General features: G+C 73.6%; 8 protein-coding genes. 4 read left to right on the top strand and 4 right to left on the bottom strand.

The window, feature by feature from the left end; all coding sequences use genetic code 11:
- Window positions 1–2: 2 nt before the first annotated feature.
- From ABZ877_RS15800 to ABZ877_RS15785, 4 genes are all read left to right on the top strand, one after another.
- Window positions 3–821, top strand: coding sequence for a TylF/MycF/NovP-related O-methyltransferase (locus tag ABZ877_RS15800; protein ID WP_361070376.1), 819 nt, complete (start codon window positions 3–5; stop codon window positions 819–821).
- A 105-nt stretch (window positions 822–926) separates the two neighbouring features.
- The gene (locus ABZ877_RS15795; RefSeq protein ID WP_361070374.1) at window positions 927–4,397 is read left to right on the top strand and encodes a CDP-glycerol glycerophosphotransferase family protein; all 3,471 of its coding nucleotides are present in this window, start codon (window positions 927–929) and stop codon (window positions 4,395–4,397) included.
- On the top strand, window positions 4,394–7,090 hold the full coding sequence (locus tag ABZ877_RS15790) for a CDP-glycerol glycerophosphotransferase family protein (protein WP_361070371.1): 2,697 nt from the start codon (window positions 4,394–4,396) through the stop codon (window positions 7,088–7,090). The genes ABZ877_RS15795 and ABZ877_RS15790 overlap by 4 nt, the downstream gene beginning before the upstream one ends.
- Window positions 7,087–8,232, top strand: a complete 1,146-nt coding sequence (locus ABZ877_RS15785) for a glycosyltransferase (RefSeq protein WP_361070368.1) — start codon at window positions 7,087–7,089, stop codon at window positions 8,230–8,232. The genes ABZ877_RS15790 and ABZ877_RS15785 overlap by 4 nt, the downstream gene beginning before the upstream one ends.
- Window positions 8,233–8,286: 54 nt before the next feature.
- On the opposite strand, the gene ABZ877_RS15780 is transcribed toward ABZ877_RS15785, so the two are convergent.
- From ABZ877_RS15780 to ABZ877_RS15765, 4 genes are all read right to left on the bottom strand, one after another.
- On the bottom strand, window positions 8,287–9,168 hold the full coding sequence (locus tag ABZ877_RS15780) for a carbohydrate ABC transporter permease (RefSeq protein ID WP_361070365.1): 882 nt from the start codon (window positions 9,166–9,168) through the stop codon (window positions 8,287–8,289).
- Window positions 9,165–10,631 carry a sugar ABC transporter permease gene (locus ABZ877_RS15775; RefSeq protein WP_361070362.1) on the bottom strand — a complete coding sequence of 489 codons (1,467 nt, stop codon included), beginning with the start codon at window positions 10,629–10,631 and terminating at the stop codon, window positions 9,165–9,167. The genes ABZ877_RS15780 and ABZ877_RS15775 overlap by 4 nt, the downstream gene beginning before the upstream one ends.
- A gap of 46 nt (window positions 10,632–10,677) precedes the next feature.
- Entirely contained in the window at window positions 10,678–12,045 is a 1,368-nt protein-coding gene (locus ABZ877_RS15770) for an extracellular solute-binding protein (RefSeq protein ID WP_361070360.1), read from the bottom strand.
- 805 nt (window positions 12,046–12,850) lie between these two features.
- Window positions 12,851–15,997 carry an FHA domain-containing protein gene (locus tag ABZ877_RS15765; RefSeq protein ID WP_361070358.1) on the bottom strand — a complete coding sequence of 1,049 codons (3,147 nt, stop codon included), beginning with the start codon at window positions 15,995–15,997 and terminating at the stop codon, window positions 12,851–12,853.
- Window positions 15,998–16,224: the final 227 nt, after the last annotated feature.

Genomic DNA, 16,224 nt, shown 5'->3' with positions numbered 1-16,224 from the left:
CCATGGCATGGAAGAAAGCTGTCAACGACGCCCTCCGGACGCTGACCGGATACCAGTTGACCCGGCCGAGGCTCCCCGCCCCGCGCGCCGAGGCCCCCAAGCCCCCGCAGCCCGCGCCGCTCGCCCCCGGCAAGCCGAAGGAACTGCGCCTGCCCGTCGACTACGACGACGAGGCGAAGGAGACGATCCGCGCCGTCAAGCCGTGGACCATGACCTCCCCGGAGCGGCTGAACGCGTTCATCCTCGCCACCCGCCACGTCGTCCGGCACGACATCCCCGGCGCCGTCGTCGAGTGCGGCGTGTGGCGCGGCGGCTCCATGCAGGCGTGCGCGAGGACCCTGCTCGGCTGCGGCGTCACCGACCGGGACCTGTACCTCTTCGACACCTTCGAGGGCATGACCCCGCCCACCGAGGAGGACCTGCGCCGCGACGGCACCCCGGCCGCCGACCTCCTGGCCCGGCACGGCAAGGACAAGGCGATCTGGGCCTACGCCACCCTGGACGACGTCAAGTCCGGCTTCGAGGCGGTGCCTTACCCGGCCGAGCGCATCCACTATGTCCAGGGCAAGGTCGAGGACACCGTGCCCGGCGAGGCCCCTGAGCGGATCGCGATCCTGCGCCTGGACACCGACTGGTACGCCTCCACCAAGCACGAACTCGACCACCTCTACGACCGGTTGGTCCCCGGCGGCGTGCTCCTCATCGACGACTACGGCTACTGGCAGGGCAGCCGCCAGGCCGTCGACGAGTTCCTGGAGCGCACCGGCGAGCGCCTGCTCCTGCTGCGCATGGACGAGGGGCGCATCGCGGTCAAGCCGTGACCACCGCCGCGACCACCCGTATGGCCCAGGCCGGGTGACCGGGAACGGCGGCACCGGTTGTCAGACGAGCAGGCCCCCCGCCGCCGGAAGGAACGTGCGCAGCGCATGACACCCCGCCTCACCGTCGTCGTCCCCGTCCACAACGTCGAGGACTACCTCGGCGCCTGCCTGGAGTCGCTGTCGGCACAGTCCATGCCGGACCTGGAGGTCGTCCTCGTCGACGACGGCTCCACCGACGGCAGCGGCGGGATCGCGCGCGCCTTCGCCGCGAAGGACCCCCGCTTCCGCCTGGTCGAGCAGGCCAACGCGGGCCTCGGCGCCGCCCGCAACACCGGCGTCCGCCACGCCCACGGCACCCACCTCGCCTTCGTGGACAGCGACGACGTGATCCCGCCGGGCGCCTACGAGCTGATGCTCGCCACCCTGGAGGAATCCGGCTCGGACTTCGTCACCGGCAACGTGCACCGGCTGCGCGCCGACGGCACCACCGAGCAGTCGCCCATGTTCCGCAAGGCGATGGCCACCGGCCGGGCCGCCACCCACGTCACCCGCGACTGGGAGCTGCTCGCCGACCGCATCGCCTGCAACAAGGTCTTCCGGCGCGCCTTCTGGGACGCGCACGGCCTCGCCTTCCCCGAGGGCGTCCTCTTCGAGGACATCCCCGTCGTGCTGCCCGCCCACTTCCTGGCCCGCTCCGTCGACGTCCTGGACGACACCGTCTACCTGTGGCGCGACCGCGAAGGGTCGATCTCCAACCGGCGCGCCCTGCCCCGTGCCGTCCGCGACCGCACCGTCTCCGTCACCCACGTCAGCCGCTTCCTGGCCGGCCGCCCGGAGTGGCGGGAGGGCAAGCGGCGCTACGACGCCTCCGTGCTCGCCGGCGACCTGTGGATGTTCATGGAGGCCCTCCCGGACGGCGACACCGCCTACCACGAGGCGTTCCTCGACCACGCGAACGCCTTCGCCGCCTCCGTCGACCCGGCCGTCCTCGGTGAACTGCCGCTCGGCCTGCGCGTGCGCTGGCAGTTGATCCGCGAGCGCCGCCTGCCCGAACTCCTCACGTTCATGGCGTACGAGAAGGCGCACTCGGGCGCCTTCCGCACCCGCCGCACCCTGCTCGGGCGCCGCGCCGACCTCCCCGGCGTGACCCCGCCGCTGCCCCGCAAGGCCGTCGGCCTGACCCGCGCCGAACTGCCCCTGGAGGCCCGCGTCACGCACGCCGCCTGGGGCGACGACGGCATGCTCCGGCTCAAGGGCTACGCCTACGTACGCAACCTGCCCGCCGGACGGCTCACCGCCCGGGTCCGCCTCGCCTGGCTGCGCGCGGGCAGGCGCCGGGCCGTGCCGCTGCGCCTTCGCACCGTCCGCTCCCGCGAGGCGACGCTCTCCTCACGGCAGGGCCTGCACGACTACGACCGGGCCGGGTTCGAGACGGTCGTCGACCCCGCGAAGCTGGTCACCGGGCGGGCGAGCACCACCTGGAACCTGGAGCTTGCCGCGTACGCGGGCGGTCTCCTGCCCCGCAGCGGCCCGGTCCGGATGAGCGGCGCCTGCCCGCTGCCCGTACGCCACCTGGACGACTTCCTGCGGATCGCGCCGACCCTGCGCGGCGGATGCCTCCGGCTGCGCGTCGAGCGGCTGCCCGCGCGTCTCGTCGCGCACGAGAGCGACGGGCGGCGGGTGCGCGTCAGAGGCGAGCTGGCGCCGGGGCGGCAGGACGCGCCGCTCGCCGTCCGCGTCGAGAACCGGCGCACCAAGGAGACCCACGACCTGCCCGTCACCGTCGACGGCCGCACCTTCACCGCCGAGGTGCCCCTCGCCCTGTTCGGCGGCGCGGACGGCCCCACGGACCCGTGGGGCGTCGGCCTGGTCCGCCCCGGCGACACATGGACCTCGCTGCCCGTCCGCCCCGACATCGCGCCCGGCCGCTACGGGCTCGGCCGGGGCCGCGAGCTGATGGTCCTCGCCAACCCGTCCGGCAACACCGAACTGCGCGACCAGACCGTACGCCCCGTGGTCGACACCCTGCGCTGGGAGGAGGACGGCCGGCTGCTGCTCGCGGGCCGGTGCCCCGACGCCGTCCGGCGCGAACTGCTGCTCGTGCACGGCGGCCACGACGAGGAGAACGCCGTCCCGGTCACCGTCGCCGACGGCCGCTTCGAGGCCGCCCTGTACCCGCACGCCCTGCCGGGCCCGGCGGGCACGCTGCCGCTCGCCGAAGGCACCTGGTCCCTGTTCCTGCGCGCGAGCGGCGACAGCGACCCGGACCACCGCGCCCCTGTCCTGGTCGCCCCGGCCCGCCACCCGCACCTGCCGCTCACCCGGGTCCTGAACGGCCGCGAGTTCACCGTGCAGCGCCGCCACCACGACCAGCTCCTGCTCACCTCCGGCACGGCGCTGCCCGAGGAGGACCGGGGACGCGGCGCCCAGGCGGCCCTGCGCGCCGCTTATGCGCGTCAGCGAGAGCTGCCCCGCCGCGACGCCGTCCTCTACGCCAGCTTCGACGGCCGCCAGCACTCCGACTCACCGCGCGCGATCTTCGACGAACTGCTCCGCCGCGGCGTCGACCACGAGCACCTGTGGGTCGTCCGCGACCAGCAGGTGGAGCTGCCGCCGGGCGCCACCCCCGTCGCCCTGTGGAGCGCCGACTGGCACGAGGCGCTCGCCCGCAGCCGCTACATCGTCACCAACACCCACCTGCCCGACTGGTTCCGGCGCGCCGAGGACCAGTACGTCGTCCAGACCTGGCACGGCACCCCCCTCAAACGGATCGGCCGCGACCTGCGCGGCACCGCCTCCGCCGACCAGCGCTACATCGACACGCTGCCCGCCCGCGCCGCCCAGTGGTCCCTGCTCGTCTCCCCGAACAGCTTCGCCACGCCGCTCCTGCGCGGCGCCTTCGGCTACGACGGGCCCGTGCTCGCCTCCGGCTATCCGCGCAACGACGTGCTGCACGCCCCCGACCGCGCCAAGCTCGCCACCGCCGTCCGCGAGCGCCTCAGCGTCCCCGAGGGCAAGCGCGTCATCCTCTACGCCCCGACCTGGCGCGAGAACCAGCCCCGCAGAACGTCCGGCCGCTACGGGCTCGACCTCCGCCTCGACCTGGCCGCCGCCGAGGCCGCGCTCGGCGACGACCACGTCCTCCTGGTCCGCCGCCACTACCTCGTCGGCGGCTCCGTCCCCACCTCCGACTTCGTCCGGGACGTCTCCCGCCACCCGGACGCCGCCGACCTCCTCCTCATCGCCGACGTCCTCGTCACCGACTACTCCTCGATGATGTTCGACTTCGCCCGCACCGGCCGCCCCATGCTGTTCCACACCTACGACCTCGACCACTACCGGGACTCCCTGCGCGGCTTCTACCTCGACTTCACCGCCCGCGCCCCGGGCCCGCTTCTGCGCACCAGCGACGAGGTCATCGCCGCGCTCCTCGACCCGGACGCGGCCGTCGCCGGGTACCGGGACGCCTACGCCCGGTTCCGCGAGGCGTTCTGCGACCTCGACGACGGCACGGCGGCGGCCCAGGTCGCGGACGCCATGCTCGCCCACCGCGGCACGGACGGGGGCCGCGGGTGAGCGCCGCCGAGGACCCCGACATCACCGTCCTGATCGACTGCCCGGCAGAGACCGACCCCGCGCGGCTGCACGTCACACTCCGCTCGGTGCGGGCCCAGACCCATCGCCGTACGGAAGCCGTCGTCGCCGGTGAGGCGGCGCCCCGAGGCACGTACGTGCTGCCCCTCGCCGCCGGTGAACACCTCGAACGCGACGCCTGCCGCAACCTGTACGCGGCGGCCCGCCGCACCGGCGCCGACCTCGTCGCGGGCCGCTGGACCCGAAGGGACGGCACGAAGGAGCACTGCCCCGACTGGCAGAGCGAGGTGTACGCCCGCTCGCGCTTCCTGGACGCGGTGACCGAGGCCCCCGGACTCCTGACCCACCCCGCGCTGACCGCCGGGTACTGCGTGCGGCGCGTCCTGTTCGAGAAGTGCCCGCCGGAGCGCCGGTCCGGGCTCGACCTCGCCGTCGCCGCCCGCCGTGTCGCCCTGATCCCGCAGCTCGTCACGGGCGGCCTCGCCGCCCCCGACCCGCTGGGCGACCTCGCGGCCGCCGTCGCCGGCCACCGGCACGCACTCACCCTCATCACCGACCCCGGGCTGCGGACGCGCCGCACCCGCGTCCTCGTCGACGAACAGGTGCTGCCGTACGCCCGCGCCTTCCTCGGCCTCGACGCCGCGCGCCGCGCACAGGCGGCCGCCGACGCGGCCCGATCGCTCGAAGGACTGCTCGACGCCGCCGCGCTCGACGGCCTGCCCGCCCTGGAGCGCGTCGCCGTCCGCCTCCTCGCCGACGGGGACGCGGACGGCGTGCACCGCGCCGCGTACGGCCTCGCGCACCCCGGCACCGTCGTCTCCGCGCTGGTCCGCGCCGACGACGGCGGCGTGCGATGGAGCGCGCACCACACCGAGGCCGCGTACGACGTCACCGAGCTCGGCCACCAGTACGAGCACCCGCGCGAACGCAGGCTCCTCAACCGCGTCACCGGGTGCACCGCCGAGGACGGGCGGCTCGTCGTCGAGGGCGAGACCGTCGCACCGTTCGGCCTGTGCGGACCGGACAGCGTCCTCACCGCCACGCTCGACCTCCGGGCCCGAGGCGCCGGAGGCAAGACGGTCACCGTGCCCGTCGACACCGTGCGCCTGCGCGACGACGCCACCCTCGCGTGGCGCGCCGCCGTCCCCCTCACCGACGTGCTGCGCCCGCGCGGCATCGGCGACCGCGTGTGGGACCCGCGCCTGCGCCTCGGCGTCGACGGCACCCTCCTGCCGCCGCTCGACCTGTGCGCGGGCCCCGACAGCGTCCCCGGCCCGCTGGCCGCGCTCCCGGCCCGGCCCCGGCTGACCCGGCTCACCGCCGACACCTGGCAGCCGTACGTCACCGTCAAGCACCACCTCGCCCTCTGCCTCCTGCCCCGCCGCGAGCCCGCCCGCAGGGCCAACGCCCTCGTCCGCCGCCTCACGCACGCCCGCCCGGCCCGCGCGGCCAAGCGGCTCTGGCGGACCCTGCGCAAGCGGTACGCGGCCCTGCACGCCCAGCGCGTCAAGATCCACGTCTACCACCGGTACCTGTGCCGCCTGCCCGTCAACCGCGGCACCGTCGTCTTCGAGAGCCACATGGGCAAGTGCTACGGCGACAGCCCCCGCGCCCTCCACGAGGAGCTGCGGAACCTGAAGGACCACGGCTTCCGCGCGATCTGGTCGTACGCGGGCTCCCCGGACGGCTTCCCGGCCGACGCGCGGCTCGTACGCCGCTGGTCCTGGCGGTACCTGTGGGCGCTGGCCCGCGCCGAGTTCTGGGTCGACAACCAGGGCTTCCCGCACGCCCTCACCAAGCCGAGGGAGACCACGTACCTCCAGACCTGGCACGGCTCCGCGTACAAGCGGATGGGCCGCGACGAGATCCGGCACAAGACGCTCAACGCACCGCAGCGCGCCCGGCTGGAGCGCGCCGTCTCCCGCTTCGACCACTTCCTGGTCCGCTCCGAGCACGACGTGCGCACCCTCGCCCGCGCCTACCGCATCCCCGAGGAACGCCTCCTGCGCGTCGGCTACCCGCGCAACGACCGGCTCGTGGCGGCCCGCGCACGCGACGAGCGCGAGGGGCGCCTCCCGCGCCCCGCCCCGGCCGCCGCCCTCGGCATCCCCGACCACCGCACGGTCGTCCTGTACGCGCCCACCTTCCGCGGCGACCCCAAGAGCCGCACCGTACGGCTGCCGCTGGACGTGGCCGCCTTCGCCGACGCCTTCGGTGACACCCATGTCCTGCTCGTCCGCGCCCACTACATGGAGGCCGCGGCCCTGCCGGCCACTCCGCCCGGCACCGTCATCGACGTCTCCGCCCACCACGACGCCGGCGAACTGCTGTGCCTCGCGGACGTCCTGATCACCGACTACTCCTCGATCATGTTCGACTACGCCCTCCTCGACCGCCCGATCCTGCACTTCGCCCCCGACCTCGACGCCTACACCGCCGAGCGCGGCAGCTACTTCGACCTGCGCGAACGCTCCGGCGGCCCGGTCGTCGAGACCCAGGACGCACTGCACCGCGCCCTCGCCGGGATCAAGGAGACCGACCGCGCCTGGCAGGAGAGGCGCCGGGCCTTCGCCGCCGAGTTCGGGACCTACGACGACGGAGGCGCGGCGCGCGCCGTCGTTGACGCCGTCTTCCTGCGCGCAGGCGCCCCCGCCGCACGGAAGGCAGGCTCATGAGCGCGGCCCGCGACCTCTACCTCGTCACCAACTCCGTCGACGAACTCGGCGGCGTCACCGCCTGGACCCACCAGATGGCCCGCCTTTTCACGAGCGCGGGCCACCACGTGCACGTCATCGGCGTCTACGAGTCCGACCTGAAGATGGCCGTCCCGGAGGCGCCCGACTACCCCGTCACCAGCCTCTACCCGCACCACCCGCCGACCCCCCGGCCCCTGCGCGGCGCCCGGCGGCTCAGCGTGCCCGCACGCCGCCGCGAGGCCCGCCGGATCGCGGCGCGCCAGGACGCCCTCGCCACGCTCGACTCCGTGCTCGGCCGGGCCCGCCCCGGCTCCGTCGTGATCGTCACCCAGGTCTGGGCGATGGAGTGGCTGGGCGACCTCGACACCGCGCACCTCACCGTCGTCGGCATGAGCCACGAGTCGTACCGGTACTCGCGCGCCTGCCACCGCTACCACTGGATCAAGCGGCACTACCCGCACGTCGACCGCTGGCTCGCGCTCACCCAGGAGGACGCCGACATCTGGGCGGCCGACGGCCTCCACAACGTCGACTTCATGCCCAACGCCCTCGCCCACCTGCCCGCCGTGCCCTCACCCCGTACGGCGAACGTCGTCTGCTCGATCGGCCGGCTCGCCGACCAGAAGGGCGTCGACATGCTCCTCGACACCTGGGCGCGGGTCGCGCCGCTCCGCCCGGACTGGGAGCTGCACGTGTACGGCGCGGGCGGCGACGAGCCCGAACTCCGCGCGCAATGCGCCGAGTTGGGCCTCGACGGTTCGGTGCGGTGGCGCGGGCGGACCGACGACGTGCCCGGCGCCCTCGCCGCCTCCTCCGTCTTCGTGCAGTCCTCGCGCGGCGAGGGGTTCCCGCTCGCGCTGATGGAGGCGATGGCGAGCGGCGTGCCGTGCGCCGCGTTCGACTGCGCGCCGGGCGTCCGCGAGATCGTCCGCGACGGCGAGGACGGCCTCCTCGCCCCCGTCGGCGACCTCGACGCGCTCGCCGCCCACCTGCTCCGCCTCACCGGCAACCCACGGATGCGGGACGCCATGGGAGAGCGGGCCCGCGTCAATGTGCGGCGGTTCTCCGAGGAGCGGGTGCTGGAGCGGTGGGAGGAGTTGTTCGAGCTGCTGGAGCGGTGAGATCGGAGGCGCGTGCCGGGTGTCGCTTTGTGGGCGGCACCCGGCTTCTGGCGCCTATTTCACCGCGCCCGCCATCACGCCCGAAACGAACTGCCGCTGGAAGGCGAAGAACACGGCCAACGGGATGATCATCGAGATGAACGCGCCCGGGCCCAGCACGTCCACGTTGTTGCCGAACTGTCGCACCTGGGTCTGCAGCGCGACCGTGATCGGCTGACTGTCGGTGTCCGTGAAGATCAGCGCCACCAGCATGTCGTTCCACACCCACAGGAACTGGAAGATGCCGAGCGAGGCGATCGCCGGACCGCCGAGCGGCATCACCACGCGCACGAACAGGCGCAGCTCGCCCGCCCCGTCCAGGCGCGCCGCCTCCAGGAGTTCCCTGGGGATCTCCGCGAAGAAGTTCCGCAGCAGGAACACCGCGAACGGCAGCCCGAACCCGACATGGAAGAGGATCACGCCGAACAGCGAACCGAAGATCCCGATGTCGCCGAAGAGCTTCGCGATCGGTACGAGGGCCAGCTGCACCGGCACCACGAGCAGCCCCACCACGATCAGGAACCACCAGTCGCGGCCCGGGAACTCCATCCACGCGAACGCGTACCCGGCGAGCGAACCGATGACGATCACCAGCAGCGTCGCGGGCACCGTGATCAGCGCCGTGTTGACCAGCGACTTCGTGACATCGGCGTTCTCAAGAAGGCTGCTGTAGCTGTCGAAGGTCAACTGCGAGGGCTTGCTGAACACCTTCCACCAGCCGCTCGCCGCCATGTCCTCGGGGCTGCGCAAGGAGGAGAGCAGCAGCCCCACCGTGGGCACCAGCCACAGCGCGCCCACCAGGATGAGCACGAACTGAAGGACTCCGCTGCCCAGCTTGTCGACGACGCGGCCCGCGAACGAACGCTCCTTGTGCACTGTCTCGTCGACGGTCGTCATCGTCGTGCCTCCCGTCGAAGCCGCCTCATGTTGAACCACATCACCGGGATCACGAGCAGCAGGAGCAGGACCGCGATCGCGCTCGCCAGACCCTCGTTGCCCTCACTGAACGCCGACCGGTACAGCTGCAGCGCCAGGACGTTCGCGTCGTCCTGCGAGGAGCCCGGCGCGATGATGAAGATCAGGTCGAAGATCTTCAGCACGTTGATCATCAGCGTCACCAGGACGACGGCGAGCACCGGCGCGAGCAGGGGCACCGTGACCCGCCGGAACACCTGCCACTCCGTGGCTCCGTCCACGCGCGCCGCTTCCAGCAACTCCCTGGGGATGCTCGCGAGCCCCGCGCCGATCAGCACCATCGCGAACCCGGCCCACATCCATACGTACGACACCATGATCGACGTCGTCACGATGTTCAGGTAGAGATCGAATCCGCCCAGGTGGATCGTGAAGAACTTCTTGTCGCCGAGCCAGTCGACGCCGTTGTACGCCTCCGCGAAGTTCGACTGCGGCAGGCGCAGCTTCGCGCCGTCCGCCTCGGCGGGGAGCGTGAACGTCCCGTCGGCAGCGGCCGTCGTCGACGCCACCACCTTGCCGCCCTTGACCGCCTCGATCTTCATGCCCGGGTAGCCGAGCTCGGTCGCGTCGATGCCGTTGACGCCGCCCGCGCCCTTGCCGAGCGTGAAGTCCTGCCAGACCGTGCCGGTGATCTCACCGGACGAGGTGGGCGCCGCCTTCGCCGGCTTCGCGTCCTTCGGCATCTGGTCCGCGGCCACACCGACCAGCGCCAGCTTCACCGGCTGCCCGGCCTTGACCGGCTCCTTGGTGAGGTACGGGCCGCCGCTCTTGCCCGCAAGCTCCCCGTTCGGCCGCGGATGCGCCTTCGGGAACGCCGACGAGTCGACGAACGTGTCATGGATGCCGACCCACACCGCGTTCGCCGCGCCCTTCTCCGGGTCCTGGTCGTACACGAGCCGGAAGATGATGCCCGCGGCCAGCATCGAGATCGCCATCGGCATGAAGACGACCAGCTTGAACGCGGTGCCCCAGCGAATCCGCTCCGTCAGCACGGCGAAGATCAGACCCAGCGCCGTGGCGACCGTCGGGGCGAGCACCACCCAGAAGATGTTGTTGTTGATCGCCGCCTTCGTGTCGGCGCGCGTGAACAGGGTCTCGTAGTTGTCGAAACCGATGAACGAGCCGCCCGACGCGTCGAAGAAGCTCCGCACGATCGAGTACCCGATCGGGTACACGACCAGCGCGCCGAGCAGGACGAGCGCGGGCAGCAGGAACAGGAACGCGACGGTCCGGCGGGTGCCGGTGACGCTCTTGAACCGCGAAGGGTTCCTACGGGGTGCGGTGGGGTCGGGGGCGGGCCCGGACGACCGTCCCGCCAAATCACCCTGTCTCTCCGGTGACTTGGCGGTGCGGTCCGGGCCGCCGCCGTCGGCGGCCGAGGTCATCGTGGCGTCAGTCCTTAGTCCTTGATCCTTGGTCCTTGCGCACGCCTCAGTCCTTGTACGCCTTGGCCGCCTCGGCCTCCAGGGTCGACTGCGTGCCCGCCACGTTCTTCGGGTTCATCAGGAAGTCCTGCAGCGCCTTCCACTCGCCCTTGCCGGGGGTGCCGCCGAACGCCTGCGGGGTCTGGTCCGACATGTCGAAGCGGAAGCTGTCACCCGCGTCGATCAGGGACTTGGCGATCGTGCGCTGCACCTCGTTCGGGTACGCCGACAGGTCCACGCTCTTGTTGGGGGAGAGGTAGCCGCCCAGCTTCGCCTGGATCGTCGCCGCCTCCGGCGACGCCAGCCACGTCACCAGCGCCTGCGACGCCTTCGAGTCCTTCAGGATCACCGCCGCGTCGCCGCCGCTGACCACCGGGGCGTCCGCGCCGACCGCCGGGAACGGGAACACCTTCGCGTCCGTCCCGATCTTCGCCTTCGACTGCTCGATGTTCACCTGCGCGAAGTCGCCCTCGTAGACCATGCCGGCCTTCGGGTTGTCACCGCCCGTGAACGTCTGCTCCACCGACTTCGTGAACTCCGTCTGCACGGCGCCCTTGTTGCCGCCCGCGATGAAGTCGCTCTTGCCCCACAGCTGCGCCAGCGTCGTCAGCGCCTGCTTCACCGACGGGTCCGTCCACTTGATCTGGTGCTTCGCCAGCTGGTCGTACTTCTCCGGGCCCGCCTGCGACAGATAGACGTTCTCGAACCAGTCCGTCAGCGGCCAGCCGTCGGCTCCGCCGATCGACACCGGGGTCACACCCGAGTCGTAGATCGCCTGCGCCGTCGACAGGAACTCCTTCCACGTCTTCGGCTCCTTCGCCGCCGCGTTCTCGAAGACGGCGGTGTTGTACCAGACCAGGGACTTGTTCGCGGCCTTGTAGTACGCGGCGTACTGCGTCCCGTTCACCTTCCCCAGGTCCTGCCAGCCCTTGCTGTAGTTCTTCGTGAGCTGCGCCTGGGCCTCCTTGCCCAGCGGCTTCGCCCACTTCTTGTCCACCGCCTGCTTGATCGCGCCCGGCTGCGGCAGCATCGCCACGTCCGGCGGGGCGCCGCCCGCCACCTTCGAACCCAGGAAGTTGATGATCGGGTCCTGCGCCGGGACGAACGTCACCTTCGCGCCCGTCCGCTTCTCGAACTCCGCCAGCACCTGCTTGAAGTTCTTCTGCTCGTCGCCGGTCCACACCGCGGCGATCTCCAGCGACTCGCCGTTCAGCTTCGGCAGTTGGACGCTGGAGGCGGGGGACTTGCTCTCGCCCCCGCCGGACTTCTCGTCCTTCTTGTCGTCCCCGCAGGAGGTGAGCCCGAGGGCCAGTGACCCGACGGCCACGGCCACGAGGGCTCGGCGGAATATGGGTGTACGAAGAGTGCTGCGCATCGCTGCCCCGTTCTCGTCCTGAACGCTTCACCTGGGCGGTGACCCGTGCGCACTGGTCTACGCCCGACCAGGGACGACCGGCAAGGGTGCCTGTGCGCTCAGGGGGGTGATCGTGACGGGGTCGTGATGCGTCAACGCCGTTACCGGGGGCAGGAGTTACGGCGGGGCATTGGGCCGCAGTCTGGGCTCGGGGCGGGGCGGAACTGACGTTCTTTCCGCGGTGCTGTGGACGCCGCCGGTCGGATGGTGGGTCGGGGCCGCGCCGGCGTACCTCCTCGGCCGGATAGGTCTGGCCCCCCGCTGTCCGCCCAGAGGTCGCGTATCCGGCGCTGAATTCCGGCGGTGTCCTGCGGGGGCACCCCGACACGTCCCCTCCCGCCGCCACGCGGGTGCACCCCGGTGGTCCCGCCCCGCCTTGGGCAATCTGCCGCCTGGGGCGGCAGGGTGGGCAAGGCGGCCCCCAGCGCCGGGTGACCGTGCGAGCAGGCCCCTGCAAGTACCCCGCCCGCCTTGGGCAATCTGCCATCCACCACCCCCACCCTGGGCGCCTCCCGCGCCGCCGTGGGCAACCTGCCGCCCCCCGCACCTCCCCGCCCCGCCTTGGGCAATCTGCCGCCTGGGGCGGCAGGGTGGGCAAGGCGGCACCCCAGCGCCGGGCCACCGCAGAAGCAGGGCCCTGCAAACACCCCGCCCGGCGGCACCCAGCGATGGGTCACCGTGCGAGCAGGCCCCCGCAAACGCCCCTCCCCACCCGGCGGCACCCCAGCACCGGGTCACCGCGCGAGCAGCCCGGCCCGGGCCAAGGTCACAGCAGCGAGGGGACCTCGCGCGCTGAGACGGAGCGGGCCGCTCGGTCCAGGGCCGAGGCCAAGAGGGCCAGGTCGGTCGGCCCGTTGCCCAGTTCTCGTACGGGGCGGCGGTCCGGAGGATCGCCCATGCGGGCCCAGTCCAGGACGACGACCGTGGGCCGCTGCGTAGCCGTACGCGGAATCCGCCCGGTGACCCGCCCGACCTGAACCCCGACGTCCCGCCCGTCCACCCCGAGCAACCTCCCCCGCCCGGGCGCCGGATCATCCACCCCCGCCCCCACGGCTTCGAGCACGACCCGCGGCCGAGCCGCCCCCCACCCGGGCCCGCCCCCGACCCCGAACCCGGCCACGAGATGCACCCCGAGCCGCTCCCCGTCCCGGGCGACAGCCTCGAGCGCCCGTACGACGGACCCCGCGGCGGGCCGCCCGGGCGATCCGAGGGGCGGCGCCAGCAGCGCGTCCAGGTCATCGACGATCACGACGAGCCGCGGCAACGGAGCCACCGCCTCGGTCTTGTCCCGCGCCCCGCCCGGCCGCAGCCGTATCGTCGAACTCGGCGCCGTCTCCAGATCCCCGGCCCCGTCCGACACCGATGCTGACGATGACGCCGATGACGACGATGAAGCCGATGATGACGATGAGCCGATCCGCTGCGTCACCATCCGCCCTGCCACCACCCGCTGCGTGTGCCACTCCGTGAAGTGCGTGCGCCCTATGAGTTCGGCGCGCCGCTTCAGCTCGGTCGTCAGGGATTGCGCGAACTCCCGCATCCGCACAGGGTCGTTGGCGGCCAGGTGTGTGGTGACGTGCGGCAGGTCCGTGCAGACCCGGAGCCCTTCGACCCGCTCGGCCCCCGTACCGCCGCCCTGCCCGTCCACGAGCACGATGCCGAGCCGGTCGGGCCGTTCGGCCGCAGCCAAGGACGCGGCGACGGAGCGCAGAAGTTCCGTACGGCCACTGCCCGCTGGGCCTTCGATCAGCAGGTGCGGGCCGTCGGCGGCCAGGTCCACGGCGACCGGCCCGCGCGGCCCCGCCCCGAGCACCGCCCACACCCGTCCCCCGAGCGACCCGGCGTCGTCGGCTGCGGCGGCCCAGCGCGCCATCAGGGACGCCGGGGTGGCCCGCGCGAGCCCCAGTTCGTCGAGGAGCCGCGCGGACTGCGGCAGCGGCGCGGAGACCCGCGCCTGTCGTGCCCCGGCCCCGCCGGAGGTGTCGGTGCGGAGGGGGGCGAGCGCCCGCGCGAACCGCTCGGCCCACGGCAGTGACACCGCGTCGACCGTGGCGACCGTCCCGTGTCCGACGAGTTGTCCTCGCGCCGCCCGGTGCAGCCGCAGCGCCGTCGCCACGTCTCCGCTGAGCAGGGCGACGGCACCGCACGCCCGGAACGCGGGGCTCTGCGCGCACGCCGCCTCGTACGTCTCGTCGACGGGGGAGGCGGGGGACGCGGCCGGTGCTTCCGCCAGGCACAGCACGTGGATGCCCGCGGGCGCTCCTTCCGCCGCGAGGCGCGCGGCGGCTTCCCGCAGGGTCGCCGATCCCGGGTCGCCGTCGATGACGACGACGGTCGGGACGACCGCCGTCTCCTCGCCGGTGACCGGCTCGTCGCGGCCGGGGCGCAGCCCGGCCGCGTGGTCCTCCAGGCGTCGCAGCAGTTCGCCGGTGCGCGCGGCCGCCTGTTCCCGGTCGTAGGCGAGGAGCAGCCGGCAGTCCTGCCCGTGTGCGGGGCGTACGTGCGGCAGCCAGCCGAGCCAGGACCACTCCGCCACGCGCTCGGCCTCGCTCCGGGCCCGGTCCGTGGCGATCAGGACGATCTCCAGGCGGTCCGGCGCGTGCAGGGCGGCGAGCTGGGCGAGGACGCACCGGGCGAGCCCGGCGAGGCGCGTTCGCGGTCCGGCGAGGCCGAGCGCCCCGGCCTCGGCGAGCCCCACGGTCACCGGAACGGCGGGCAGCAGGCCGCTGCCGCCGGGGCCGGTCCGGTCGACGGTGCCGAGCCGCACCGCCAGGTCCTCCGGGTGCCCCGGCCCGCGCTCCCACAGCCGGGGCCCGGGGCCGAGGGCGGTGAGCAGCAGGGCCGCGGCGTCGGGCCAGGTCTCGGCGGTGGCGGGGCCGGGGATGCCGGTGGGCGGCGCGGGGTCCGGCCCGTCCTCGTACGGCTCGGGCGGGTGGGGTGTGCGCAGCGTGTACGGCTCGTGGATCTCGTGCTGCTGGTCCTGCTCGTCCCGGCCGCGCCGCAGCAGCCGCCCGAGTCCGCCCCGGCGGCGCGGGGCGCGGGGGAGCGCGGTGCCGCGCGGCGGGGTGCCGAGGGGGGCCTGCTCGATGCCGGGGGCGCCGCCCTGGTCGGGGACGACGGACCGGGCGACCGGGGCCGGGCTTTCTCCGGCTGCGCCCCAGGAGGCGTCCCCGTAGGCGTGCCGGGTCTCCTCGGGCGGGGCCGCTGCCGGGTGGCCGCTTGCCGGGGCCGGTCCGCTGCTGGCGCCGCACGCGACCCGTACGTGGCCTTCCCCGTCCGGCGCCGTGGCGACCGCCGCCGGGCGCGCGGCGTCGTCCGCCGTCACGACCCGCAGCGCCGATTCGCCGAGGCGCAGGAGTGCGCCGGGGGCGAGGCGGGCGGGGCGTTCGTCGAGGGGGCGGCCGTCGAGGGTCGTGCCGTTGGTCGAGCCCAGGTCGGCGACCGTGATCCGGCCGTCGGGCGTCAGCGTCACCGCGCAGTGCAGGCGTGAGACGTCCGGGTCGTCCAGCGGGACGTCGGCGTCGGCGGAGCGGCCGATGCGGACCTGGCCGCCGTGGAGGAGGTGGACGCCGCCCGCGTCGGGTCCGGCCACGACGTGCAGTTGCGCCGCGCCGTCGGACGGGTCGGGGCCGGGGTCGGTGGGGGCGCCGAGCGAGAGGACCGCGCCGTCGGTCAGGGGCGGCTCGCCGAGGAGGCAGCGCTGGGCGTCGAGCCGCTCGGCGCCCGCGTACAGCACGGAGGTCGGCGCGTCGCCGCCCGCGACGGCGGCGGCGAGGCCGGAGGCGACGGCGGCGAGCGCGGTGCCGGACGGGGCGGTGACCAGCACGTCCACCGTGGCGGACGCGGCTCCTTCGCGCGTGGCCGCGTCGGGGCGCGTGCCCAGGGGGTCTACGACGGTAAGGCGGATCTGCATCGCCGTCTGCGGTCCCTTCTGCGCGGGCGCCCGGGACGGGTCGGCCCGCGGTCCCCCCACCGCGCTTCCCCCTCGCCACGGGCACATCAGCCAGTGCTGCAAGGCATCCTCGCACCTGCCACCGACAACACGCCCGCCCCCCACCCGTAAGTGATCTTGATTGGTCGGCTCTGCCCGCAAAGTGCCTGCTCCGGGCCGCCTGGGTGCGGCTTGAGATCACTCACGTC

The organism is Streptomyces sp. NPDC046939, assembly GCF_040644575.1.
Taxonomy (GTDB): domain Bacteria; phylum Actinomycetota; class Actinomycetes; order Streptomycetales; family Streptomycetaceae; genus Streptomyces.
This window is presented reverse-complemented; position numbering and strand designations above follow the sequence as displayed.

What these genes read in the sequence shown, in the direction of transcription:
- ABZ877_RS15780 (WP_361070365.1), bottom strand. Translation starts at nt 9,168, where the DNA reads ATGACGACCGTCGACGAGACAGTGCACAAGGAGCGTTCGTTCGCGGGC.
- ABZ877_RS15765 (WP_361070358.1), bottom strand. Translation starts at nt 15,997, where the DNA reads ATGCAGATCCGCCTTACCGTCGTAGACCCCCTGGGCACGCGCCCCGAC.
- ABZ877_RS15800 (WP_361070376.1), top strand. Translation starts at nt 3, where the DNA reads ATGGCATGGAAGAAAGCTGTCAACGACGCCCTCCGGACGCTGACCGGA.
- ABZ877_RS15770 (WP_361070360.1), bottom strand. Translation starts at nt 12,045, where the DNA reads ATGCGCAGCACTCTTCGTACACCCATATTCCGCCGAGCCCTCGTGGCC.
- ABZ877_RS15795 (WP_361070374.1), top strand. Translation starts at nt 927, where the DNA reads ATGACACCCCGCCTCACCGTCGTCGTCCCCGTCCACAACGTCGAGGAC.
- ABZ877_RS15785 (WP_361070368.1), top strand. Translation starts at nt 7,087, where the DNA reads ATGAGCGCGGCCCGCGACCTCTACCTCGTCACCAACTCCGTCGACGAA.
- ABZ877_RS15775 (WP_361070362.1), bottom strand. Translation starts at nt 10,631, where the DNA reads ATGACCTCGGCCGCCGACGGCGGCGGCCCGGACCGCACCGCCAAGTCA.